This is a genomic window from Vibrio sp. SS-MA-C1-2 (assembly GCF_021513135.1).
Taxonomy (GTDB): domain Bacteria; phylum Pseudomonadota; class Gammaproteobacteria; order Enterobacterales; family Vibrionaceae.
In genome coordinates, this window is record NZ_CP090980.1 from 56,910 (window position 1) to 81,113 (window position 24,204).

Below are 24,204 nucleotides of genomic sequence, written 5' to 3' on the forward strand. Positions count from 1 at the left end.
TCTCCTAAATTTTCAGATCTGAAAGTTGAATTTCAGCAGGGTTAACAGCAGAGTATTCACCTGATGGTTCAGGCGGTTTTGGCGGTGAAGATGAACAAGCGGTTAATGATAGTGTTACGATAATAAGAATGAATATTTTTTGCATAATTTTTCTCCAGGTAAAATGCCTATCGCAATAAAATGTTGTTAAGATAGAGGCATATTTACTTTTAGATGAGCAGGGGGGATAAATGAGTGATGAGAAAAAAATTGAATTCTCTCAGTCTGATGTATTAAATGCACTACTGCATCGACGAGGACATGAGCAGCATTATGCAACGCAAGAAAGTGTTGATAATGTCAAAGATGGTATAAAAGAACTTTCAGTTCAAGTCAGTCAGCAATTTGAGCAAGTCGATAAACGATTTGAGCAAGTAGACAAACGATTTGAGCAGGTTAATAAGCAATTTGAACAAGTAGATAAACGATTTGAGCAGGTTGATAAGCAATTTGAGCAAGTCGATAAACACTTCGAACGTTTGGAAACTCGAATTGACCAAGTCGATAACAAAATCGATAGTTTGAAAAACGTAATGATTGGTATGGGATTTTCAATCCTAGTGGGAGCAGTAGGAGCGACTGCGTTTATCGTATCTCGTCTGCCAGTTTAAAATCAACCCGGTTTAATACTGCCTTTGCCACTGCCTCCTATTTTATTTTTCGCATAGGCTAGTCCAGCTTTAGCACCTTTGACACCTCCAACTGCACCTTTAGCTGCACTTCGCATACCACCAAGAGATCCCATTGCACCTCCGACTAAACCTGAAATACCAACCCCCCCACTTAATGTGCTGCAAAAAGAGGGAATTTGAACAGACAACAAAATCAACGAGAAGAAAATAATTATCGTTATTAAGTGTGTAGCCATGCTGATGGGAGCTGAAAAAACAGTTGCTTCTAAAACTTGAATAAAAATAGTAAATGCAATCGGGTACATTAAACACAGCAAGGTATAATTAAAACATTGCCCAGTCCATGCTTGAAAAAATGATCGGGTAGAAGGAAAGAAAGACATCATGATAAACAGCGGTCCGATAATAATCAAAAAGCTCATCATAATTTTCGCAATCAAAAGATACGCAGTTGCAACCGCTAAAAATGGAACAAACCCAAGTAAAACTAATAGTAACAATACTATGCGTAGAAGAAAGTCTTTTATTGTATCTAAACCCTCCACAGACCCCCAACTAACATCTATTTTAATTTTAGCTCCTTCCCAAATTAATTGAATTTGATTTATCATCTTATCAAACATACTTTGTAATGAAACTCCAGCTCCTGAATTATTTCCAAGTAATGCTTGTGCTAGATCATCTCCCGAGTTCATTAACGCTGGAACCACATAACTCAGATAAAAATCAGTATTCAACGCTATTGTTGTGACTGCTGCGAGACTCCCGATAAGCTTCATCGTTTCCATGATTACCATATTTTGGGGCTCGTATAACGATTGATAAGCAAGATAGAGAATATAGAGAGTAACCGCAGCACCAAGCAAGGGGAGGAGAGTAGAAACTAAAATTTGAACTTTATCAGCAATATTTTCAGAAACAACTTGATCTATAAATATAAACAAACTTTCAAGCATTACTAACCTCCAAACGTGATTTTAAAATCCCAACAGTTTTTCTGTACTTAACTGAGCTTCGGCTCCAATTGCGCTTTTACAATTGTAAGTAGATCTTCTCTTTCTTATTTCATTACACCAACTTAGCTTTTCTAATCGCTCCTTCTCATGTGTTTTATAATATTCAATTTCGTAGTCAGGCTCTCCACACCCGATCAAACCTATCGTTAACGTAACGACACCAAACATCATCACTTTTTTCATCGTTAAAATCCTTTTAATAATTAACTTCGAGGGATACCTTCGTTTAATAATCGTCTACTACTTTCTCGTGCAGATTGATCTGCTTTCATCACTCGTTCTTTAGACATGAGTGCATTCATTGTTTGCATCATCTGAGCATCATTCTGCATTTGAAGCTGTTCGAGCCGAAGTGAATTAGCAATATCATCTTTTGCCGCGGGCGTTGTCGCGGTTGAAAACTCATTAAGCAGCGATTTCATTCGATCATTTCGCTCCACGGCACTGTCATACATCTTATTTTGTAAGTTGAATTGCTTAAGCTGATTATCATATTGCTGTTGCACAATCGGATCGTCAGAAAACAAATTAAACTGCTCTCGCAATTGGTTGAGTTCTGCGACGTCATCATAGATATCTTTCCAATCGTCGAGCGCCAAAAACTCATTAGCATTCAAATCATTTAAGATATCTTCAAAGTTAAAATGACCTTCGACCATTGACTTATAATGGTTTTGTTGCTCTTTCATCATCTCTAAGCGATTTCGTGCTTCATTCATAGTTTGCTGAAATTGCTGAGCTTTGATAGTGGCATCTTGTATCATTTGTGTGAATGCAGTGATATCGAAGGTGGGGATTCCTGAATATGAGACAGGAGAAAGGACAATTAAGAGCATACAAAGTAGTTTTTTCATAAAAACCTCCATTAATACATATTTTTAAGCTGCCTGTGCGGCAGTGAACATGATCTTGCTCAAGCATTACTTGGAACAAATTTTCTAAGCTGCCTGTGCGGCAGTGAATTCGAAAAATTAACAACGAGCTTGAAACTTAGGTATCCATTTTTCAGGTGCGTTGCCATGTTGTTTGCGTAGCTGTTCACATAGTGCAATGTCTTCATCCGTACCAGAAATAATGGGGAGATACTGATCAAATCCGTACAGATCTAATTTTGCAAAACAACTGATATTCGATTGCTTTATCAAGAAAGTACGTGACGATTTATCAAGTGCTTTAAGTTGAGTGAATTCAGCTTTATTCACATTACATTTTTCATACGATTCAAATTCCGCATCAGGGTTGGGAAGAAATATCTTCGTAGCCGTTTGCTGTACTATTGCCGCAAAAATAGCGCAGTGAATAGCATCTTCAGGAGATTGCGAACTTAAGATCATAAACTCATTTTTTAACCGTCCTGCTTTGAGTACCCGTTTCATTAGTGATTGGGTAAGTGGAAAATTTGCAGGCATCCAAAACTCTTCAACTATGGTTAGCATGAGTCGCGCTTCTTGTTGCATTAAGTCTTTTAAAAAGAATAGTGTGGCCAAAATCGGCTCACTGGCAGGGTGAATTGCTCCTCCTGTATCAGGCTCTAACAACATCGTTGAATCAAATCCAATGCGATCCATCTCTTGAGGATTAAACTTATTTTCTTCAGCATCTAAACACCAACTAAGTTGACCATGTTCACTACGACACCATTTCGCTAACCGTGAACGCAGATTCGGTTGTTGTATAGACTGTAATAACATACTCAAACAACGCTGAGGTAATGGAAGTCGCATCACAGTATCAATACCATTTTTCACTTCCAACTCTTCTGGTTCTGTTAAATAGCCCTCATTGTTAGCGGTTAAACGATAAATTAAGCGGTTAAGAAAGGCACGAAGAGCAGGGGTATCGGCAAGTTGAAATGGATTTAAACCTGTATCAGTCCCTTCTCGAATTGTGAAATATTCACCGCCAAAGGCACGAATAAAGAGTTCTGTTGAACGGTTATAATCAATAGCAAAGATTTGCGGTTCAAAACGGGTTAAGAACGCCGTCATTGTCCCTTCAAGTGTCGTTTTACCTGTTCCAGATGCACCAAGGATCAATGTATGTCCCGCAAACTTTTGGCCTGTGACATTTTTATTTAAATCAGACGCATGACAGTTAAGGTAAAACAGCGTGTCTGACGTGGTTTTCAACGGGATTAATGCAGAGCCATCCCCAATCGGATTACCTGTTTTCTTTCCTCTTGAGTAGTTATGAAGCGAAAACGTACAAGCCAAGTTCGTTGTCGTTTTAGGTGCGGGCATAATGCGATGTTTAGACGCAGGTAACATACTTAAAAAACTAAACGTTGATTTAAGATTAGAACGCTTTAGCATTGTACCTCTCGACAAAAACTCACCTGCGAGGTCAGCCCCATCTTTCACCACTTGTTCCTGGTTATCAGAAAAGACAGCAAGAGAACAATGATAATCACCAAAGCTAATTTCACTGGTGGAGACATAATCCCTGGCGAGATCTAATTCATCGATTTGATGTTGTGCATTATCAGCTGAAGAAATTAAGTTGATCTGTTTATCTATCATCTTAATGCTGTCATTATTTTTCATCAGCAACATTGATTGAGTCAAAATAAATTCACTTTGTTGGTTTAAAACAAAGTCCCACATGCCAATTTCGGTTGATAGCGGAAAACCCGCCAGCTCATAAAACTGAGCATAACGAGAATCATGACTATCTGCATTTCGGATTTCGAGTAAGTCATAACCAAAATGCCAATCCGAGTGGGCTACAACTTCTGATACCTTATTTGCAGTAAGCGGTAAGTGATATGTGCGATTGTTCATTAAGTAACTTAAAAACTCGACATGATAACAACGGGTAGCATCATCATTTAATGCAAGCGTTTCGCACTCAAATTGTTTTAAAACCGAGTGGGCTAAGTTTAATAAGTCCATTAGTTCTGCTTCACCACTTTCGAGCTCAGCATATTGCAGCACAAACGTTATATAGTAATCAGTTTGAAAAAAACGTTGGTGAGTAAATGAATCAATATAGTGGCTAACAAATGATTGAACAAATTCCGAAGGAAAATTGTATTGAACATCAAGCGCATCTTTTCGTTTGACGACATGTGTCCAAACCCCTAAACGGCCACCATAATTTTTAGCCAGTTCATTAAAAAAGCGTTGAACAGTAAAAAAGAGTTGATTGAGTTCAGAAGATGAAGCGGTCTGAAATGGAATCCCTTTTAATCTGATAGTACTCATGATTTTATTATCTTCTAACGTGATCATATTGCGATTAATACACAAGTGATACGAAGGTAATTGATCATGAATAGAGAGTGTTTTTATCATTACGCCCCCTTTATTATGATGTATAGCTTAGATGCTATACATGGGTAATGGTCTGAGAAATAAGTAAATAACGTTGTTTATTCGTTTCATCGGTAGCAGAAAAAGAGATCACAGAAGAACGACATAACATGCGATAAAAAAGACTATTGATATCCCACTTTAATCCTTCCATCGCTCTTGAATCATCTATGCATTTGATACGAATAAAAAAGAGCAGCATCGCTAAAAGAGATGGAATAATGAGCCCTTTTGCAAAGCCAAATAACATCATTCCCCCAAAGCCTGTGATAAGCATGAAACAGAGAAAGGTCAGCAAGGTAAGAATCGGAACCCCAGCTATTAATGCTTTTCTTGCTAGCACGTTATAGCTCGCATATTGTGTATTCTCAGTCATATTAACTGCCCCAAATACCCCAAGCCCATGTTGCTAGCGCGACACAACCACCGGCGGCAGCCACTTTACCGACAGAAGTGAAGACATCTCCCCACGTTTGTTTTTCAAGCATCGCCATAATAATTTGGTAGATCATGTAAACGAGAACACCGACGCCAAGGAAACCATATAACCAAGTCTGAAAAGTTTGAAGTGCACTGGTTGCTTCTGCTAATCCGCCAGCACTTCTGGCTGGACTGGAAATAAGCAATAAAAATGAAGAAAGGACAAAATAAAAAGCAAGGTTGGATTTCTGAATGATTTTATTAAAAAGTTGCATAGTAAATTCCATATATTAAATAAATAAAAAGAGAGTTCGATATAACCGCTCGAACTGCGACGGATCACTTTCACTGTATTAATAGTGATTACAGAAGTTACATTCCTGCCTGTGGCCAGTACAGTCATCGCTTAACTTACAGCGACCGTATTTACTGCGTCTTTATCGACACAGCGAAAGTTTTCGGCTTTCGTTGGGTTAACTTGCCCGCGCGCTTCTTCGCGCTTTCAAGGAGTAAAATCCTTAACTGATATCCTCTGCTGCAAGATTTAAAATAATGAAACAGGATAGTCACTCGTTAAGGTATAAACATTGTGAAGGAGAATGTGATGAAGAAGAACTGACCAAAAAAGGTACATTTAAAGTAGGAATTTGAGGCTTTTATCACAAATTGCTTATTGAATACTTATAGAAAAGTGAGTGGTGTTAGGTGAGATGTGCTTGAAGAGATAGTCGGCGAGTTTTGTGACTGTCTAGGTGTGTTGAGTAAAAGTACATTTAACATGCGACGAATTTCTAACGTGTTTTTTAGGTAATAGTTTTGAACTCGGCGGTAGTAGAGGTATTTGGTGTTCGTCACATTACTTGTATTAAGTTTAGTAATGACATGAATAATACGCTTTTTAATCATGCTTTCTGAGACATGCATAACCGACGCAATTTCTTTAATTTTTAATCCCATAGATAGGTAATAGACACAATCTGCCTCCTTTAAAGTTAATTCAGGAAATAGTTGAGTATGCAGTTCTTCAAATTCACATAGATCAGTTATTAAGTTTTCATACTGCATTATAAACTCCTATAGTGAAACTCTTATAGTCTATTGATTAATATGAATTTAATCGTACTACGGGATCTTTCTGAGTTCAAATTAATAATGCTATCAAGACAGGATTCTGAAGAGAAGATTTTGGATCTGAAATTGGTTTAAATAACGTATAAATCCCATTATTTTTGATTTTAGGACTTAAATGGTATGTCTAAAATTGAATACATATTCAGATTAAGAAAGTTGGTTTTAAATTAGAGTAAAAAATGTTGGTACCTTAGATGGTACCTTTTGATAATCAAAAAATAAAAAGCCCCCAAATCATGGAGGCTCTAAGTATCATTTTATGTCAATTAATCGGTTTATTATCAATAGGTTATGTTAATCATCAATCGCCATGGCCATTAGTGACATTGGGTGAATGGCTTCTAGATGGCTGTTTTCTTCCAATTGCCACTTACACGTCTCACAATCTGTGATGATAAGATCAGCTTCTTTGCTATGCTTGATGGTTTCAAATATCGTCTCGCCTATCTTCATGCTGGTTTCATAATTTTCTTCTTTAAAACCATAAGTTCCCGCTGAACCACAACATTGGCTGTCTAAAATGACTAATTCGACACCTGGAATCATTTTGATTAATTCAGTGGTGAAAATGACCTGGCCACTGCGTTCTAAGTGACATGGAATATGATAAAGTACTTTTTTATTGACCGGTTTTAGTTTTGGTTGATTTCCTGACATAAACTCACGGAGCATAAATGAGCTCATGTATTCTATTTTATCAACGACTTTACTATTATCCACTTCCAAAACATGCGGATACTCTTGTTGTAGTGTAAATGAACAAGTTGAAGAGGTGGATAGAATTGGCATTGAACTATTGCTGGTGGCTTTTTCCATCTGAGCAACATTAAACTCAGCATTTTTTTTCGCTTTATCAAAGAAACCGTTCGCAATCAATGGAACACCACAACATTTCTCTTTTTCTAGCAATTGCATTCCAATTCCCATCGCGTTGAGAACTTTCACCACATCTTTACCCAGTTGAGGGTGGTTATAGTTAACATAACAGCCGTGGAAATAGTTAATATGGCGGTCAAAGTCAAGTTGGCGCTTTTTGTTCTTTTTATACCAGCGACGGAACGTACCAAATGAGTATTTTGGTAGTGATTTATGGCTAGAAACCCCCACGGTTTTTTCCATCACCTTTTTCATGACTTTATTCTCAGTCACTTTATTAACGATAGGTGCAATAGGGGTCGTCAATGAGCCAAAAAGATCAGTATGACTAAGTACAAAGTCACGCATAAATTTAGGGCTGATCTCTTTCTTCTCATGTTTACGACGAGCGACGGCAATAATATCACCAATTTTTACATTAGAAGGACAAGCTGTTTCACAACGTTTGCAATTAGTGCAATATTTTAGCGTTTCATCATATAGCTCAGGGCTTTTAAGACGTAGACGCTCGCCATCAGGTCCACACTGTTTTGGACCTGGGTAATCAATATTTGCTTTAGCAACCGGACAATAAACGGTACAAACAGTACATTTTATACACTGTTCAAAACTGGTATCAATCGATGTGGTTGGAATCACTTCAGTTTGTGACATCTTATTGACCCTCTGTTGTCGTTAAGGCTTGTAAATTATTTTGTTCGATTAACTCGGTAGCTAAATAGGCCGAGCTAATTGCCACGCCACTGCCACAGCCTTCTGAAACAGGATTATAACCCGCCAATACCGCACCAGTACAATATAAATTAGTGACTAGTTTTTTATCTATGGATGGTTGTAATAATTGGTTCGTGGTGACACCGGCGGTTAAAAATGGATGTGAACCTTCTGTGAAAAACTCATCTTGATACCAATCTGTTCTGTTTACTGGTGCTGATAAATCTAAATTAAAGATAGGCTCTTTAATCTTGTTATAATGACTTGTTAGCCCTTTACTAAAAAAGCTGCCCGTCGCCAAAATAAAGTTTTTGGCTTTTATCGGCATTTTTTTAAAATTACGCGTATAGATGTGCTGGATAATCAGATCTTCACTTTGTAAATTAAAGTCGGCGCTGAGTACTTGGTCTCCATGCATTAATGACCCCCCATTTTTAATAAATAGGTGCTTCATCTTCTGCTCTAATCGGATACCGAGTAGTGATGGGGGCATCGTTGGTACTTCATGAAAACGGAGATCAGTACGTTCTTTTAATCGATTAAGTAAAGTAATTCCATCACCATCTCCCGTAATCGCAGGGATCACCACTAAATCAGAGTGTGATGCTTGTTGAGAGAGTTGCTTTGCTAATGATTCAAATTCATCATTATCACTCAGAATTCGTGCAATATCGATAGAGCGAAGTTCACAAGGATTACGTTTAGTTTTCGTCAATGCCTGTAGTCGAATTTGCGCTTTAGAGATATTAACTCCATTAAATGCAGGATTGGTTTGTAAAGTATCAGCCATCATTGTCGACTGGAAATCTCTAAACCCTTCAATATCAACCAACACAATTCGTTTGATGTTGTGAGTATTTAAATCTAATGGAAAACGGTGAACATAGGGTTGAGATAACCAGGTTGATTTAAAACTACCCAATGAGGTTAATCGGAGATGATTATCACCATTTTGGCTGGCGGTAAAAGGAATTCCTGCATTGGTTAGTTCCGTTCTAAACCATTGTAAGCTATCTTGAACATTAGCCTTGCCAATTTTCTGATAAGGATGGTTTGGAAACTCCTCAACAAAGCGGTCGAAAACATTGAATGGGTTTTTAATTGCACGCCCGTCAGGTGTTCGTGATAGCAGATCAATTGAGCCAGAGGAAAAATGTAGCGCACTCTGACCATTTGAGATCATTGCTACTTTTTGACCTTTCTCTAAACAGCGTAAACCCGCAACATAACCAGCCATCCCACCGCCGATAATAATGGTATCAAAGATCATAATATTCAACCTCTTTAGATTGTTGAGTTGATGCCTCTACGGCTTGGTGTTCTGTATTGTCGCTAGAGGTTGAAGTGGAGTGGGAGATAGCGCCAGCACCAAGTAGACCTTCATAAATCCAATAGGTAAATTCGCCTTCTCGTAAAGCATCACCAAAGAATACGGGTTTAACGCCTTTCCAACGCTCTTCGAGGAATTCGGTTAATAATTTACAAGCTTCTTTACCGTTACATGCACCAAACTCTTCGAAAAGTCCTGACGCACGATAAGTACAAAGCTCACCTTGACACGGCCCCATGCCTAATCGAGTTCGGCGACGAAGATCCATAAGATTATGAACATCTAATTTTTTGATGGCATACTCAATCTCACCGGCAGTCACCATTTCACATTCACAAATAATTGCTTTACTTTGGTTATCATCTTTTAGGAATTTCTCTGCACGCTCGCCATGACGAGAAATAGCAGAATAATACACTGGAGTCTGAACAGAGACACGCGTACGTTTTTGACGATCTTTTGAACCTGGAAGTGGACGTTGATCTGTGGTGCAAGGCGTTGTATTACCGAGTTTTTTGGTAACTAAATCTGTTGTCCATTCCGCCATTAAACGAGAGGTCATTAATTTACCACCAGTGATAGTGGTTAAACCTTCTAAACCATCACGTTCTTGATGATCAAGTAATACGATGCCACGGCTAATATTTCGACCCGATTCATCGCCATTGACCGCCACTAATGGACGTACACCAGCATATGCTCTTAAAATCCGCGTTTCAGCCATGATAGGAGCAAGTTTGATTCCTTCTCTTAATAAGACATCGACCTCATCTGTCGTCACATGTAAGTCATCGATCTTATCGTAATCAACATGTTCAGAAGTCGTGCCAATTAAAGAGATGGTATCACCTGGAACTAATATATCGGCATCGGAAGGTTTACGGCAGCGATTTATAACCATATTATTGATTCGGTAATCTAGAATCAATAAAGAACCTTTTGCAGGAAACATTTTGATTTGTAAGTCTGCGTATTCACATATATTTTGACCCCATATGCCTGCAGCATTCACGACTTGATCCGCATAAACTTCAAATTTTTGTTTGGTTTTTAGATTAAAGCAATTAACACCAATTACACGGTTTTCAATCCGTATTAATGAAGTCACAATTGAATAAGTAAATAATCGAGCACCTTGCTCTTTTGCATCAAGAACGTTTGAAGAGCAGAGACGAAAAGGATCTAAAGTTCCATCTGGTACTCGGACCGCTCCTAGAAGCTCTGGATTTACATTTGATTCGGCTTTAATTGCTTCTCTTGGTGTTAATATTTGGTTTTCGATCCCAGCATCATTACATGCCTGAACAAAAGTTGTTTGAAAAGAGAGATCATCTTCAGGCAAGGTAATAAATAAACCACCGGTATCTTCAACACAGTGGTTGGCGATATTTTTTAAAATTTTATTTTCGCTGATACATTCTGTTGCTGATTCGTGATCTGTGACAGCGTAGCGAGCACCTGAATGCAATAAACCATGGTTTCGACCGGTCGTACCTGAAGCAAGATCATCTCGCTCTATTAAAATACAATTAAGTCCGCGCAGAGCACAGTCACGCATTATACCGGTACCTGTTGCACCTCCACCAATGATAACGACATCAGTATTAAATCGATTGATTGTTTCCATCATCTATCCACAAGTTTTCTACTCTAATATGTAAATTATGACACTGAAAAATTAATGACTTATTGACCAAAATCAAATAACGTTCGTTCGAGCATTATTTTCGCTCTAATGCTCAATAGGTAGGGCTTTACCACTAACTGGTTAGATGTTTAACGTTTACATGATGATTTATTATACAGTAAAAATAAAAAACTTGATGTGCTTAACATATATTGTATTTTTCCTTCCAATTTAACGCTCGATCGCGCAGAATTAGTAAATAAATGGCATATATTATAATTAATAAAAAATTTCGGTAAGCGACCCTTATTGTTTTCTCGTTTATAGCTTAACCGTATTTTTCCTAAATAAAGTAAAGTAAGGACTTCAGTGATGACTGAACAGAAATATATTATTGCTCTAGACCAAGGAACAACCAGTTCTAGAACTGTGATTTTGGATCATGATGCGAACATCGTCAGTGTTGCTCAGCGTGAGTTTACACAAATATATCCAAAAGCAGGTTGGGTAGAGCATGATCCACTTGAAATCTATGCAACACAGTCATCAACGTTGATTGAAAGTTTAGGGAAAGCCGGGCTTCATAGTGATGAGATCGCGGCGATTGGTATTACTAATCAACGCGAAACGACCATCATTTGGAATAAAGAAACGGGTAAGCCTGTTTATAATGCGATTGTATGGCAGTGTCGTCGTACCGCTGGGATTTGTGATGAGCTTCGTGAAAGAGGATTAGAAGAGTATATTCATCATAATACGGGGCTTGTTCTTGATCCGTATTTCTCGGCAACCAAAGTTAAATGGATTTTAGATAATGTTGAAGGCGCTCGTGAAGACGCAGAAGCCGGTAAATTACTATTCGGAACAGTAGATACTTGGTTGATATGGAACATGACGCAAGGTCGTGTCCATGTCACTGACTATACGAATGCTTCTCGTACCATGCTATTCAATATTAATACCATGGAATGGGATCAGAAGATGCTTGAAGAGTTGGACATCCCTCGTTCTTTATTGCCTGAAGTTAAACAGTCATCTGAAATTTACGGTAAAACGAATATTGGTGGTAAAGGCGGTACTCGTATTCCAATTTCTGGCATTGCTGGTGACCAACAAGCCGCTTTATTTGGACAAATGTGTGTTAATAAAGGTGAAGCAAAGAATACTTATGGTACTGGTTGTTTTCTTCTAATGAATACCGGTGATGAGAAGGTTACGTCTAAAAATGGTCTATTAACCACATTAGCTTGTGGTCCTAAAGGTGAACCACAATATGCACTTGAAGGTTCCGTATTTATGGGCGGTGCTTCGATTCAATGGCTTCGTGATGAAATGAAGCTCGTGAACGATGCAAAAGACTCTGAATATTTTGCAACAAAAGTAAAATCATCAAATGGCGTTTATGTTATTCCTGCATTTACAGGGTTAGGTGCACCTCATTGGGATGCTTATGCTCGTGGTACCATTGTTGGCTTAACTCGTGGTTCGAATGCTAATCATATTATTCGTGCAACCCTGGAGAGTATTGCTTATCAATCTCGTGATGTGATTGATGCTATGGAGTGTGATTCTGGTATCCATTTAACCACGCTCAAAGTTGATGGTGGTGCGGTTGCAAATAACTTCTTAATGCAATTCCAATCTGATCTTTTAAATACTGAGATCACACGCCCTAAAGTGACTGAAGTGACAGCATTAGGTGCTGCTTACCTCGCAGGTATGGCGATTGGTTTCTGGGATAGCATCGATGAGCTGAAGAATAAATCTGAGATTGAAGCCATTTTTGAACCACACGGTGATGAAGGAAAACGTAATAAGCGCTATAAAGGTTGGAAGCGTGCAGTTAAGTGCGTGAAGATGTGGGGTGAATTAGCGGCTGATGACGATGATTAATCCCTCTATATACCTCAATTAAGACGGATATATTATTGTTAATACACAGATAAGGTAGCTTGGTTAAGCTGCCTTTTTTTATGGCTTATATTCGGTTTATGAATTAGCCTTACTCATATTTCTTTTAAATAAACCATGAACTAATCAGTTTAATTGTACTCTGAATATTCATTGTGCAATAGTATGATAAATTGATTTTTCATTTAAAAGGATGTGATTATGGAACAAAAGTTAAAGATCGTAAATGAAGCAGAAATGACTGACTTTCCTATTCAGGCAAGTTGTCAATGTGGACAAGTCTCCTTCTCAATAACAGCTAAGCCAAAAAAAGCAGTCGCTTGTCATTGTCAGGAATGTCAAAAGCTCTCTACTAGTGCATTTAGTGTGACGGCTATCTTTGATGCTTCTAATATCGAGTTTAAAGGGAATTTAAAGGAGTGGAGTCGTATCGCGGAAAGTGGAAACATCAATACAGCGGTATTTTGTCCAGATTGTGGTAATCGTGTTTACCATTATAACCCAGCACAGAAAGAATCAATTAAATTAAAGTTAAAGCCTACAGGCTTAAGCGATGATGAAATCTTCGCTCCACAAGCGCATGTTTGGACGTCTGAAAAATTAAGTTGGTATAAATTGCCGACAGATATTCCTTGCTTTGAAAAAATGCCAGTTTAAACATAATAAGAAAGGTTAGAGTACGTCCCCAGTTAGATAAGACTTTTCAGTTTGAGTCTATGGTGACGTATTCTAATTTGTTTCCTGAACACTTCAATAAAAGATGACTTCTTCATAGGACACCCACCTCGATACTGTATACAGTTATAATTCTTTTTTTAAGAATTGCATATAAAGTGAGCAAAAAACCATACCCTTTCGCTCGATAAAACCCTAACGTATTGCTATGTTCATTAAAATGAAAGTACTTATTAAAAGGTGTAGCGATTTTTATATTAAAATGCTCAACTTTGCCTGATTATTGTCGAGCTAATTAATTTTTAATAATATATTTTATCCATATAAACAGTTAGTTTGAGATGATTGCTGCAAAGTTGAATGTGAATAGGAACATTATCGAGTAGCTACATAATAAGCTGTTAGCATGTATATAGCCTTCTTACTTGAAGTTGCTAGGTTGTTGGCATAGTCAGGAAGTGTTTGATATCTTTAATAATGTATTTAATTATTTATTACAGTCAGGAGCAAAATTTGTGGAAGGTAACACTATGCAAGTTAATGAAAATACATTCATGAAATTACGGCTGCCTACAAATCAAGAATATTTATTGGATAGTGAAAGTGATATTTTTGTAGCTGAATTTATCCCAGAATCTGAAATAAATCAGTGCTAACAAGACATTGAAGCTTTACATCAATGTTTGTGGCGTTAGCTGCCTAATTATCTAATAAGGGAATTTTATGCACATAATTTTAGGCATTTTAGGTGTAGTCGTAACCATATTGGTTTTACTTAATCGGCTACAGGAAGGCGGTATCGATATAGGATGGTTAAATCCATTTAGTTGGAACCGAAGACGTAAATTCAGACAACAATACGAATTGCCATCATATTATTCATTAGATTCACCTATGGATGTCGCAGCTTTGTTTATGCTCTCAATCGCAAAAGCAGATGGTGATATTACAAAAGAACAAAAAAACGAGCTTCTAGAACTTTTCCAAACGGAGTTTAAGTTGTCTTTTGAAGAGTCAAAAAGTCTATTGGCTTCCAGCTCACATATTTTGGGTAATGGTGCGGAGGTGAAGTCAAATCCAAAATCTGTTATCGCTAAAAGCTTCGAATCTTTTACCCCAGAGCAATCAGAATCCACCAAACAACTCTTAACACATGTTGCCAATATAGAGGGGCAGCCAAGTAGCGAGCAACAAAAGCTATTAAAGTCTATTATTTCCGTTTTGCCCTCTTCGAATGAGGCAAAGTGGTAGCAGTTAACAAGCTGTTTAACAAAGGCAAAATACAGTTGCTTTTGCTCCCTTGGTCGAAGAGCATCCGTCGGACTTTGCTCGATGGATAGCTTTCTTTTTCCTATCATATTTTAGGTATTTATTTCTGGGTTTGTTTTAAATCATATCGATAAATAATTTATTGTTCTTAAGACCTAATGCACTGTTAGTTTAGCTAGAAGATCTTCTACTTTTGCTGCCGCACTTAGTTGACGTAATTGTTCTTGGCTTTCACTATTGTTGGTTAGTTCTAGTCCTTGTTTTGAAAACTGTATAGAAGCCCCAGATGAAATAATATGATTGATTAAAGGAATACTCTCGTTTAGAGATCCACTAAAACTATCTAAATCGTCACATACAATAGAATCACCCATTTTTAACTGCAACAATAGATCGACAAGAACAGGCTTCTTTTGATTATCCAACTCTAAATGGAGCTCATTGATGTTGTTATTGTCATTAAGCTGTTTGCTATCTATGTTGTAGTAGTATTGAGTCATAATTCTATCTCTTATTAGGTATTTATCTATTATATGTCAGAGATTATTTTTGTCGTATAAATCATATGAAATCTTTGGCATAGCTCTCAATTTTGTTGTTTTTTAATAAAATTATTTGATATCTGTCGCATTATTTTACCGCTAACACTGAATATGTAATATGTGTTATCTCAATTATAAGAAACGTTATATTTATTTAATCTTCTTTCTTAAAGCGACTATTTGTGCAGTTAAGTTGAGCGTAAAGTCGAATACAGCGTTGGATTAATGGTGTTTGCTGCTTCTCCAAACGATTTAAATCTTGGTGTAAAGTGCGATTAAAACATCATATTGGCTAGGTCATACAATAATGATTAAGACGGGAGAGGGCTTTGAATTTTTCCTCACAAAAACAATATAAATTCAAAATAATGAATAAAGTACAAAAAGTGATTATGTTCTGTTTATTATTTTCTGTAAAAAGTTGGGGAATCAGTTGGCAAGACTTTTCAACACCAATAGATGAGAACCCCGAATCAATAGGGTTTTATGCTAATGGCTGTTTACTCGGTGCACAAAATCTTCCATTAGATGGAGAAGGCTATCAAGTTATTCGCACCTCAAGAAATCGTTATTATGGTCATCCAAATACGATTGATTTTATTGAAAAATTAGCCCGTAAAGTCAACCATGAAAGGTTTGGCAGTTTATTAATCGGTGATATTAGCATGCCTCGAGGCGGTCGATTTACGTCTGGACATGCAAGTCATCAAACTGGGCTTGATGTCGATATTTGGCTTAAACCAGGTAAAGAGGATTACTCAATTAAACAGCGTGAAAATCTTGAACCTTATCGTGTTGTTAATTTAAAACAGTTCACGATGAATGACAATAATTGGACTGAGGAGCATGCACGAGTAATAGCGACAGCGGCAATGGATAAGAGTGTCGAACGAATCTTTGTTCATCCTGTGATTAAAGAAGCCTTGTGTCAATTGGATTGGAATAACCGAGATTGGTTGAGTAAAATTAGACCTTGGTGGGGACATCATTACCATTTTCATGTTCGACTACAATGTCCATCGGACAGCTTAGAGTGTAAACCTCAAGCCTTACCTGCCGATGATGATGGCTGTGGAAAAGAACTCTACTCATGGTGGCCTAAAACAGTAGTGGAAAACCCGACAAACAAAGTCAAAAAAGTAAAAGCGCCAGTAAATAAACCACAAAAGAAAAATCGCAAAAAGAAGCCGTTACGTTGTCAAGAAATTCTTGATGGCAGATTTTGACAATAAACACCTAATTACCATCTCACCACAAAATATTATGCTTGATCAATGAAGTTGTCATTAAACTACTGTTTAATATGATTTTATAAAATAACTTTAAACAAGTTGAAATGAAATTTTTAGGATTTGTTATTATATAATAAGAATCAATAAAGTGTTTAAAAGTATTTTATCCAACAATTAAATGTTCATTCTATGGTAATTTCAATGCTTAAAAGAATAATCAAACGTGTTGCTAAATATCTAACTCTCCCATTTATTGGTGGAATACTTTGTATTTCGACCTCTGCTCAATCAAGTTCAAACATGATCAAAGATGTGGCTAACAAGCCGTTAGCATATTCTTCAAATTTAATCGATATTAATGCCACTCAGTTAATAGCAAGGGATAACTTACTCATTGATTGCCGTCCTTCTGAATACTATAACGGTTGGCCTGAAAATGATGCTCAACTTGGGGGGCATCTGCCAAATGCGGAATCCTTTCCCTCGTCATGGTTAACCAAATTAAATAGAGAAAAATTAAGCATTCTTTTATCTGAACGCTTTGATTTAAATATCCCTGAGAATAGTGCAAAAAATATCTATCTCTATTGTCAGAAACCTGATGCAAAAACATTACAACTCGAATTGCAAAACGTGGGTTTTACCAATATACATTTAGTGACCCAATCTGTTGCTGAATATAACCATCAACTCATTGCGCAACCTAATTACGGCAAACTAGTATCAGCTCGTTGGTTGAATCTTGTATTAGCCGGTAAACCTGTGAATCAACCACCGACTAAGGATTATAATGTCGTGGAAGTGGGGTGGGGACCACTGAAAAAAGCGGAATACTTCTTAGCTCATATTCCAAAAGCACTTTATCTCGATACCAATAAGATTGAGAGTGAGCCGTTATGGAACCGATTACCTGATGATGAGATTAAAAAAATTTAGCACAACTGGGTATCGTACAAGATCAAACGGTGATTATCTATGGGCGTGATACTTCTGCTGCCGCCCGTGCTGCATCGATTATGATGAATTTAGGTGTAAAAGATGTCCGTTTGCTGGATGGTGGTTGGACGATTTGGCAGCAGACAGATTCACCTCAACAAGCATTAATTAATTATAAACAACCTCAGAACACGTTTGGTACTGAGCGTTCAAATAAAACGGTAATCATTGATACTAAAGAAGTGAAGACTTTATTGAAAGATAAAAATAAAAACTCTTTAGTCAGTATTCGTTCTTGGCAGGAATATATTGGTAACACCAGTGGTTATAGTTACATCGATCCAAAAGGGCGTATTGCTGGAGCTAAATGGGGGCATGCGGGTAGTGACCCATATCATTTAGAAGATTTTAGAAATGTCGATGGAACAATGCGAAGTTCTCAACAAATCATTAAAATGTGGCAGCAGTGGGGGATAAATTCAAAACAAAATGTATCCTTTTTCTGTGGCACTGGTTGGCGTGCATCTGAAGCTTTCTTTTATGCTTATGTGATGGGATGGCAAAATATTTCTGTCTATGATGGTGGTTGGTATGAGTGGAGTTCAATAAAAGAGAATAAAGTTGAAACTGGAATACCTTCAAAAGCTGTTCAATATAGTGAAGTGGATTAAAAATCCTTGGATTCATTCAATACAGCATCAATCTAGAAATTTTAAGTAAGTAGAATATAAGAACGTGAATAGTAACAAAATTAGAGGTAATACAGTGGTGAGTATTACCCTAGTTTCATTTTTTGGATTAAAGCGAAGAAAAAGAAGGCGTTTATACTAAACCTTGTAGTTTTACATATTTATCAAGTAGCTGCTCTTCAGTTTCGACATGGTCAGGATCGACAATGATACAATCGATAGGACAAACACTCATACAAGTTGGCTTGTCATAGTGACCTTGGCACTCGGTACATTTATCAGGATCTATTTCGTAGATCTCCGCACCAAATGTAATTGCCTCATTAGGGCACTCTGGGTCACACATATCACAGTTGATACATTTTTCAGTGATTTTTAAAGCCATATTGATTTCTAAACCATGTAAAATTTAAAAGAGGGTTATTGAATAAACCCAGTAGAAAGCGGCGCGAAGTGTATCATAAAATAACGAAAACCAAAAATAGCAAAAGACCAGCGTAAACGAGTTTATGCTGGTCGATAATGAGTGATTAATATTGATTTAATTCGAAGAATTTACCGCTTTAAGGCATTAAGTTTAACTTTAGCCTGTTCAAACAATTGTTGAGCTGGCTTATCTAATAATAACTCAATAGCCTCTGTTACATGGTCAACACTCCAGATAGTAAACTCGTTGTTTTCTATTGCCTGTTGAATATCAGCACGTAGCATTAGATTCTTAATATTAGAACTGGGAATGATAACACCTTGTTGCTTATCTCGACCTTTAAGCTGACAGACATCAAAGAAGCCCTCTACCTTTTCATTAACACCACCAATCGGCTGACTTTCGCCAAATTGATTCATCGATCCTGTAATTGATATAGACTGCTTAATTGGCTGCTCTGAGAAGGCAGAAATAATGGCACAAAGTTCAGCCATCGATGCACTATCACCATCAACACCCCCATAATTTTGCTCAAAGGTGAGTGTGGTCGAAAGTGGCAAAGTGGTATCTTTTGCCAACATAGATTTAAGGTAAGCGGTCAAAATCATCACCCCTTTAGAGTGGATCTCACCGCCCATATTAACTTGTCGTTCGATATCAACCACTTCACCACTGCCGAAGCGGGTAGTCGCTGTTATTCGGTTTGGTGCGCCAAATTGAAAGTCTTGGGTTGCTAAAACTGATAACGCATTGACTTGACCAACAACAGCACCCTCAACCTGCAATAAGGTCGTACCATTTTTAAACCCCTCCATAACCATATCTTGTAAGCGACTAACTCGTTGTTGCTGGTTTTTTAACGCTTGCTCAACATGTTTCAAGTGGATCATCTTAGCATTGGCTGATTTTGCACTGTAATTGCTTTCACGAAGTAAATTAGCAATGTGAGCAGAATGAAGAGATAATTTATTTTGATTATCTGCTTGGCGTGAGCTGTATTCGATAATTCGAGATATAGCTCGGTATTCGCAATGAAGCATTTTATTGTCATGAACGATACTGGAGATAAAGCGCGCATATTGATCTTCGCTCTCTTTTGTTCTGTGCATTTCATCTTCAAAGTCTGCGGTCACTTTAAATAATTCTTTAAACTCAGGATCATAATGTTGTAATAGTTGATAAGTTTGATAATCACCAAAAATAATGATTTTCACATCGAGGGGAATGGACTCTGGCTCTAAAGAGATCGTTCCTGATAATGTGACTTCTCGTTCTAAAGACGTGAGGTTTAATTGGCGAGATCGAAGTGCGCGTTTTAATCCATCCCAAACATAAGGGCGCTCTAATACTTTTATTGCATCAATGAGCAGTACGCCACCATTGGCTCGATGTAGACTGCCCGAACGGATCAGGGAATAATCAGTGAAAACCGTCCCTTTGTAGGTTGCATTCTCAATGTAACCAAATAGAGAATGATAGGTTGGGTTCTCTTCTACAACAATGGGGTAATGGTCTTGTTGTTGGCAGACTAAGACATTGATTTGATAGCGGCGAGGGAGTTTTTTCTCTAAGGCAGCATAACTTAATGCAACTTCATCTTCACTGTCTTGCAGGAAAATATCCACATTTTTTATAATATCATCGAGCATTTCTTTAAGGTAATTGCTCACAGCCCGATCAGAGTGGTATTTTTTTATTAATGGCTTAAGATGATGATTAAGAACTTCCGTTGTGATATCTGAGTTTAGATTTTCAACATCTTCTGAAAATTTCTCCTCCCACTCTGTAATATTCCTCACCATTTTTCGAAGTTTTATTTCTAACTTATCAATGGTTGCGATAAATTCTTTTTGTTCACTTTTAGGCAGGTCATTAAAAGAGTCATCGGTATGAGGGGTTTCTTTATCAACCATAGCAATGAATTGATAGTCACCTTGGGCTGTCATCGACAGACTGATATTTAAACGTGCAGATTCTTCTGTCAATTCGACCAATGCTTTTTCTTGTTTATCATGGAGTTGATTTTTTAAGATCTCAGAACGGGCATAATAGACTTCATTATCAAAGGAGAGCGGTAAAGCTTTCACTAATTTGGTCATTAGGGTTTCAATTTCATTTTTGAATTGATTCGCAGTACCTGCCGCAAGTTGTAATACTTTAGGTGTACGTAAATCGTCATAATTTGCTACGTAACACCAATCAACTAAAGCTTGTTGAGTAGAGTGGTGGCGTTCTAAATACCGAAGCACCATTGTACGTTTTCCTAGCCCATTTTGACCGATAGCATAGATGTTATAACCTTTATCTGGAATAGACATCGCAAACTCAACGGCTTGCTGTGCACGTGCCTGACCAACAATCTCATTTAAAGGTTCAAGATATTTTGTTGATTTGTGAGTTTGACTATCGATACTTGCTTTACGGTAGAGGTCTGAGGTTAACAGTTTTTGAATGGTCATAGGCTACCCTTGAGATTGGTTTTATTTGTTAGTGTAGTTTAAATTTATTACTTTTTAATGGCTTATCTGATTATTAATGTCGATTTATTGTTTTTGATAATGAATGTTACGCATGTAGGTAGTTTATCGGTATCGGTTGAATATTTATGTGGGATTTTTGACTGCTTGTTTACGCTATATTAAAAAGCAACGCTATGATAAGGCATCGTCGTCCTTTAGCGAGAATATTTATTACCTCTTCTGATAAGCTCTATCAGCGTGAATAAACAATTGATAACTTGCTGAGATATTCAATGTAACGAATATCCCCTTTTTACTTGCAGTTACTAGGTTGTTGGCTTCGCTCATTCGACCCAATCATATAGCACACCTATACTCATGGGGCCTCATTCACTTGCCGCCTACTAGCAACGCCAATGACTTTGGGTATAGATAGAGGATCAGAATGACTTTTAGTTATAGTCACTATACCTTAACTGGATGACGATTATTGATCTCTGTCAGCTTATACTCACTCATTATCATTGATACTTCTTGGGTATTTATAAAGGAGTATAAGTTGTGTCTGAGAATTTGACTAATCCAGAGAGTTTAAGTGATGTTGGTAAGTCACGTAGAAATTTGTTGAAATTAAGTGCAGTAGGTGGCGTAGCGATGGCAACGGGTGGATTGTCATCAAATGCTAAAGCAGAAGGACGAAGCGAAATTGGTATTGTAAAGCATGATAGTTTTCCTATCACTGTTTCTCCTGATTATAAGCGAACAAGTGAGACTAAGACTTCTTTTTACCGCTTTAAAACTCGTGGTATACAATATATTACCCGTCCCGATCCTGATGAGAATAAACCTGGTTTCACTTCTATTGATTATGCATTAAAAGCAGGTGCAAGGGCTGCTGCTGTCGCCATGAGTCCTTATGCTCCTGCTTATGAAGGTTATGATCTGCCTAAAATCTTCAAACCAGACGCATTTAACCCAAGTTTTAAATTTAAAGATAGTGCAACGGCTCATGCTGTTATAAAGCGTGCTGCGAGGCATTATGGTGCAGATTTAGTTGGTATTACTCGTCGAGATCTACGTTGGGATTATACCCATGTTAGAGAGTTTGAAAATATACATCCATTGGAGGATGCATTACCTTTTGAAGCAAAGACAGTGATTGTTTTGGGGTTTGAGGTAAATTATGAAGCTCTTCGTGCAGCCCCAACACCGCTTGGCGATTCAGCGATGGTTGATGGGTATGCTCGTATGGGCAAAACCGCTTATCAATTAGCGGCATTCTTGCACCATCTTGGGTTTCATTCGGCGGGAGTGGGAAATAGTTTTGGTTTAAGTATTCCTTATGCGATTGCTGCTGGTTTAGGTGAACCTACTCGTATGGGATTATTATTGAACCATAAATACGGGCCTCGTTTGCGATTAGCTAAAGTGTATACCGACTTAGATCTTGATGAATATTTTGATAAACCGGTTACCTTTGGTGTCGAGAGTTTTTGTGAAAATTGTATGCATTGTGCGGATAATTGTCCATCAAATGCCATCTCTTTTGATCCTAAGCCAAGTATGGCGCCACCTAATGATGGAAACGACTGGGGGTTTAGTAATCCAGGTGTCAGGAAGTGGTATGTCAATTGTGATAAATGCTTACAATACTGGGCTGATTCTAAAACAAGTTGTAGTAGTTGTGTTTCATGCTGCCCTTATAACAAACCTGATTTCTGGCATCATCGTTTAATCGATAAAGTGAATACCATTTTACCTGGACCACTACATAGCTTTATGGCGGATATGGATCTTTTACATGGATACGGCAAGACGTTTGATGAGACGGCTCCCGCTGTATTTTGGGATGATAAAGGTCGTGAATATAATGGATTGGGAGATTAACGATGTCTGGATTTGGAATTTTTACAGGAATTGAAGTTTTATTCTTTTGGCTTGGGGTTATCTGTTTAGCGACATTCCAAGGACTAATCTGGTTAAGAGTTAAATATAAAGCAAATTGGCTTGGGTTAGTTATATTAACTGTTGGTCTTGGGGCGATGATCTTTGATATTGCTTGGGCGGTTAGTTCTGTTTTAGAAAAAGAGCCACAATCAGCCTCAATGAGTGTGATTGCTATTTTCCTTCCTGGATTATTGATTGCGATTCTAGGTGCTCGTTTGGCATTGAAAAATAAGATTAAAGCAGAACCGAACAAAAAAAGAACGAACTTAACCCAAGAGATTGCATAATAAACAATAAGCCTAAAGTAATTGCAGTTATTAGTGAGTAATCAGTATATAAAACGAGCGAGTAACTGCAACTAAAAAGGTACAAATAGAACATAACTGAAATTAAAATGACGAATAAAGTAAAAGAGACTTATCAGAACGGCATCAAGGCGATAGAAAACCATCAATTTAAGAAGGCTATCGATTTATTTCAACAGGTCATTCACATAGAGCCTGATTATAGTGAAGCCTATTTTCACTTATCTACAGCTTCCATGGCAGAGCAAGCGTTTTCGGAAGCTCAGACCTATCTAGATAAAGTGATTGAATTAGAGCCAGCTTGGCCTAATGGTTATTTTAATGCAGGAAGAGTTGCCAGTATTCAAGGGGAGTTTGATGATGCTGTCGGATTTTTCTCCGTCGCGTTAAAATTAGGAATGGAGACTGAGCAAACGCTTATTGCAAGAGGGATCGCTAACCATGGTTGTGGGCGTCTAGCTGATGCTATTGATGACTTTGATTCTGTCTTAGTTGAAAGTATCGATATTACAGCATTGAAATATCGTATGGCATGTTTACTCGGCATGCACCGATATCAAGAAGCGTTATCTGACATCAATGTATTAATTGAATTGCAAGATGAAGATCAAGAACTTTTCGATATCCGAAAAACCTGTTTACAACAACTTCAAAATGCACCAATAGGTGAACGCATTCAAGTGACAGAATTAACGGATTAAGATGATTACGCATCA

The 24,204-nt window shown here is 37.6% G+C and carries 25 protein-coding genes; 11 read left to right on the top strand and 14 right to left on the bottom strand.

Annotated features, from left to right (window positions below; genetic code table 11):
- Positions 1-4: 4 nt before the first annotated feature.
- Positions 5-145: a hypothetical protein gene (locus tag L0B53_RS00290; protein ID WP_235059323.1), complete on the bottom strand. Its 141-nt coding sequence runs from the start codon at positions 143-145 to the stop codon at positions 5-7.
- Positions 146-230: 85 nt separating this feature from the next.
- On the opposite strand from L0B53_RS00290, the gene L0B53_RS00295 reads away from it, so the two are divergent.
- On the top strand, positions 231-650 hold the full coding sequence (locus tag L0B53_RS00295; RefSeq protein ID WP_235059324.1) for a hypothetical protein: 420 nt from the start codon (positions 231-233) through the stop codon (positions 648-650).
- 2 nt (positions 651-652) lie between these two features.
- Here L0B53_RS00295 and L0B53_RS00300 read toward each other — a convergent pair whose 3' ends face one another.
- From L0B53_RS00300 to glpA, 10 genes are all read right to left on the bottom strand, one after another.
- Entirely contained in the window at positions 653-1,627 is a 975-nt protein-coding gene (locus L0B53_RS00300) for a type IV secretion system protein (RefSeq protein WP_235059325.1), read from the bottom strand.
- A gap of 21 nt (positions 1,628-1,648) precedes the next feature.
- A complete protein-coding gene (locus L0B53_RS00305; RefSeq protein WP_235059326.1) occupies positions 1,649-1,870 on the bottom strand; it encodes an EexN family lipoprotein in 222 nt (73 codons plus the stop codon).
- A 20-nt stretch (positions 1,871-1,890) separates the two neighbouring features.
- Positions 1,891-2,541 carry a type IV secretion system protein gene (locus tag L0B53_RS00310; RefSeq protein WP_235059327.1) on the bottom strand — a complete coding sequence of 217 codons (651 nt, stop codon included), beginning with the start codon at positions 2,539-2,541 and terminating at the stop codon, positions 1,891-1,893.
- A gap of 117 nt (positions 2,542-2,658) precedes the next feature.
- Positions 2,659-4,917 (bottom strand): conjugal transfer protein TraE, encoded by a 2,259-nt coding sequence (locus L0B53_RS00315; protein ID WP_409202800.1) that lies wholly within the window; start codon positions 4,915-4,917, stop codon positions 2,659-2,661.
- A 97-nt stretch (positions 4,918-5,014) separates the two neighbouring features.
- Positions 5,015-5,374, bottom strand: a complete 360-nt coding sequence (locus tag L0B53_RS00320) for a conjugal transfer protein traD (protein WP_235059329.1) — start codon at positions 5,372-5,374, stop codon at positions 5,015-5,017.
- 1 nt (position 5,375) lies between these two features.
- Positions 5,376-5,693 (bottom strand): conjugal transfer protein, encoded by a 318-nt coding sequence (locus L0B53_RS00325; protein ID WP_235059330.1) that lies wholly within the window; start codon positions 5,691-5,693, stop codon positions 5,376-5,378.
- Positions 5,694-6,099: 406 nt separating this feature from the next.
- Complete coding sequence (locus L0B53_RS00330; protein ID WP_235059331.1) at positions 6,100-6,483, bottom strand: LuxR C-terminal-related transcriptional regulator; 384 nt, start codon at positions 6,481-6,483, stop codon at positions 6,100-6,102.
- Between the two features lie 360 nt (positions 6,484-6,843).
- Positions 6,844-8,079, bottom strand: coding sequence for an anaerobic glycerol-3-phosphate dehydrogenase subunit GlpC (glpC, locus tag L0B53_RS00335; RefSeq protein ID WP_235059332.1), 1,236 nt, complete (start codon positions 8,077-8,079; stop codon positions 6,844-6,846).
- Position 8,080: 1 nt separating this feature from the next.
- Positions 8,081-9,409 (bottom strand): glycerol-3-phosphate dehydrogenase subunit GlpB, encoded by a 1,329-nt coding sequence (gene glpB, locus L0B53_RS00340; RefSeq protein ID WP_235059333.1) that lies wholly within the window; start codon positions 9,407-9,409, stop codon positions 8,081-8,083.
- Complete coding sequence (glpA, locus tag L0B53_RS00345; RefSeq protein ID WP_235059726.1) at positions 9,399-11,096, bottom strand: anaerobic glycerol-3-phosphate dehydrogenase subunit A; 1,698 nt, start codon at positions 11,094-11,096, stop codon at positions 9,399-9,401. The genes glpB and glpA overlap by 11 nt, the downstream gene beginning before the upstream one ends.
- Positions 11,097-11,468: 372 nt before the next feature.
- Here glpA and glpK point away from each other — a divergent pair, with 372 nt between their 5' ends.
- The 4 genes from glpK to L0B53_RS00360 all read left to right on the top strand — a co-directional run bounded on the left by glpK (position 11,469) and on the right by L0B53_RS00360 (position 14,933).
- Positions 11,469-12,989: a glycerol kinase GlpK gene (gene glpK, locus L0B53_RS00350; RefSeq protein ID WP_235059334.1), complete on the top strand. Its 1,521-nt coding sequence runs from the start codon at positions 11,469-11,471 to the stop codon at positions 12,987-12,989.
- 219 nt (positions 12,990-13,208) lie between these two features.
- Positions 13,209-13,664: a GFA family protein gene (locus L0B53_RS00355; RefSeq protein WP_235059335.1), complete on the top strand. Its 456-nt coding sequence runs from the start codon at positions 13,209-13,211 to the stop codon at positions 13,662-13,664.
- A 476-nt stretch (positions 13,665-14,140) separates the two neighbouring features.
- Positions 14,141-14,338 carry a hypothetical protein gene (locus L0B53_RS19515; protein WP_409202786.1) on the top strand — a complete coding sequence of 66 codons (198 nt, stop codon included), beginning with the start codon at positions 14,141-14,143 and terminating at the stop codon, positions 14,336-14,338.
- A 67-nt stretch (positions 14,339-14,405) separates the two neighbouring features.
- Positions 14,406-14,933 carry a TerB family tellurite resistance protein gene (locus L0B53_RS00360; protein ID WP_235059336.1) on the top strand — a complete coding sequence of 176 codons (528 nt, stop codon included), beginning with the start codon at positions 14,406-14,408 and terminating at the stop codon, positions 14,931-14,933.
- 173 nt (positions 14,934-15,106) lie between these two features.
- Here the strand turns inward: L0B53_RS00360 and L0B53_RS00365 are convergent, their stop codons facing one another.
- Positions 15,107-15,451 carry a recombinase family protein gene (locus L0B53_RS00365; protein WP_235059337.1) on the bottom strand — a complete coding sequence of 115 codons (345 nt, stop codon included), beginning with the start codon at positions 15,449-15,451 and terminating at the stop codon, positions 15,107-15,109.
- 410 nt (positions 15,452-15,861) lie between these two features.
- Here L0B53_RS00365 and mepA point away from each other — a divergent pair, with 410 nt between their 5' ends.
- The 3 genes from mepA to L0B53_RS00380 all read left to right on the top strand — a co-directional run bounded on the left by mepA (position 15,862) and on the right by L0B53_RS00380 (position 18,332).
- Positions 15,862-16,719, top strand: coding sequence for a penicillin-insensitive murein endopeptidase (mepA, locus tag L0B53_RS00370; protein WP_235059338.1), 858 nt, complete (start codon positions 15,862-15,864; stop codon positions 16,717-16,719).
- A gap of 207 nt (positions 16,720-16,926) precedes the next feature.
- The gene (locus L0B53_RS00375; RefSeq protein WP_235059339.1) at positions 16,927-17,661 is read left to right on the top strand and encodes a rhodanese-like domain-containing protein; all 735 of its coding nucleotides are present in this window, start codon (positions 16,927-16,929) and stop codon (positions 17,659-17,661) included.
- Between the two features lie 29 nt (positions 17,662-17,690).
- Positions 17,691-18,332, top strand: a complete 642-nt coding sequence (locus L0B53_RS00380) for a sulfurtransferase (RefSeq protein ID WP_235059340.1) — start codon at positions 17,691-17,693, stop codon at positions 18,330-18,332.
- Between the two features lie 151 nt (positions 18,333-18,483).
- On the opposite strand, the gene L0B53_RS00385 is transcribed toward L0B53_RS00380, so the two are convergent.
- Both L0B53_RS00385 and L0B53_RS00390 read right to left on the bottom strand, forming a co-directional pair.
- Positions 18,484-18,735, bottom strand: a complete 252-nt coding sequence (locus L0B53_RS00385) for a YfhL family 4Fe-4S dicluster ferredoxin (RefSeq protein WP_235059341.1) — start codon at positions 18,733-18,735, stop codon at positions 18,484-18,486.
- A 170-nt stretch (positions 18,736-18,905) separates the two neighbouring features.
- Complete coding sequence (locus L0B53_RS00390) at positions 18,906-21,236, bottom strand: Lon protease family protein (protein ID WP_235059342.1); 2,331 nt, start codon at positions 21,234-21,236, stop codon at positions 18,906-18,908.
- A 561-nt stretch (positions 21,237-21,797) separates the two neighbouring features.
- Here L0B53_RS00390 and L0B53_RS00395 point away from each other — a divergent pair.
- The 3 genes from L0B53_RS00395 to L0B53_RS00405 all read left to right on the top strand — a co-directional run bounded on the left by L0B53_RS00395 (position 21,798) and on the right by L0B53_RS00405 (position 24,189).
- Positions 21,798-23,123 (top strand): reductive dehalogenase, encoded by a 1,326-nt coding sequence (locus tag L0B53_RS00395; RefSeq protein WP_235059343.1) that lies wholly within the window; start codon positions 21,798-21,800, stop codon positions 23,121-23,123.
- Positions 23,124-23,125: 2 nt separating this feature from the next.
- Positions 23,126-23,470, top strand: a complete 345-nt coding sequence (locus L0B53_RS00400) for a hypothetical protein (RefSeq protein WP_235059344.1) — start codon at positions 23,126-23,128, stop codon at positions 23,468-23,470.
- 107 nt (positions 23,471-23,577) lie between these two features.
- Positions 23,578-24,189: a tetratricopeptide repeat protein gene (locus tag L0B53_RS00405; protein ID WP_235059345.1), complete on the top strand. Its 612-nt coding sequence runs from the start codon at positions 23,578-23,580 to the stop codon at positions 24,187-24,189.
- Positions 24,190-24,204: the final 15 nt, after the last annotated feature.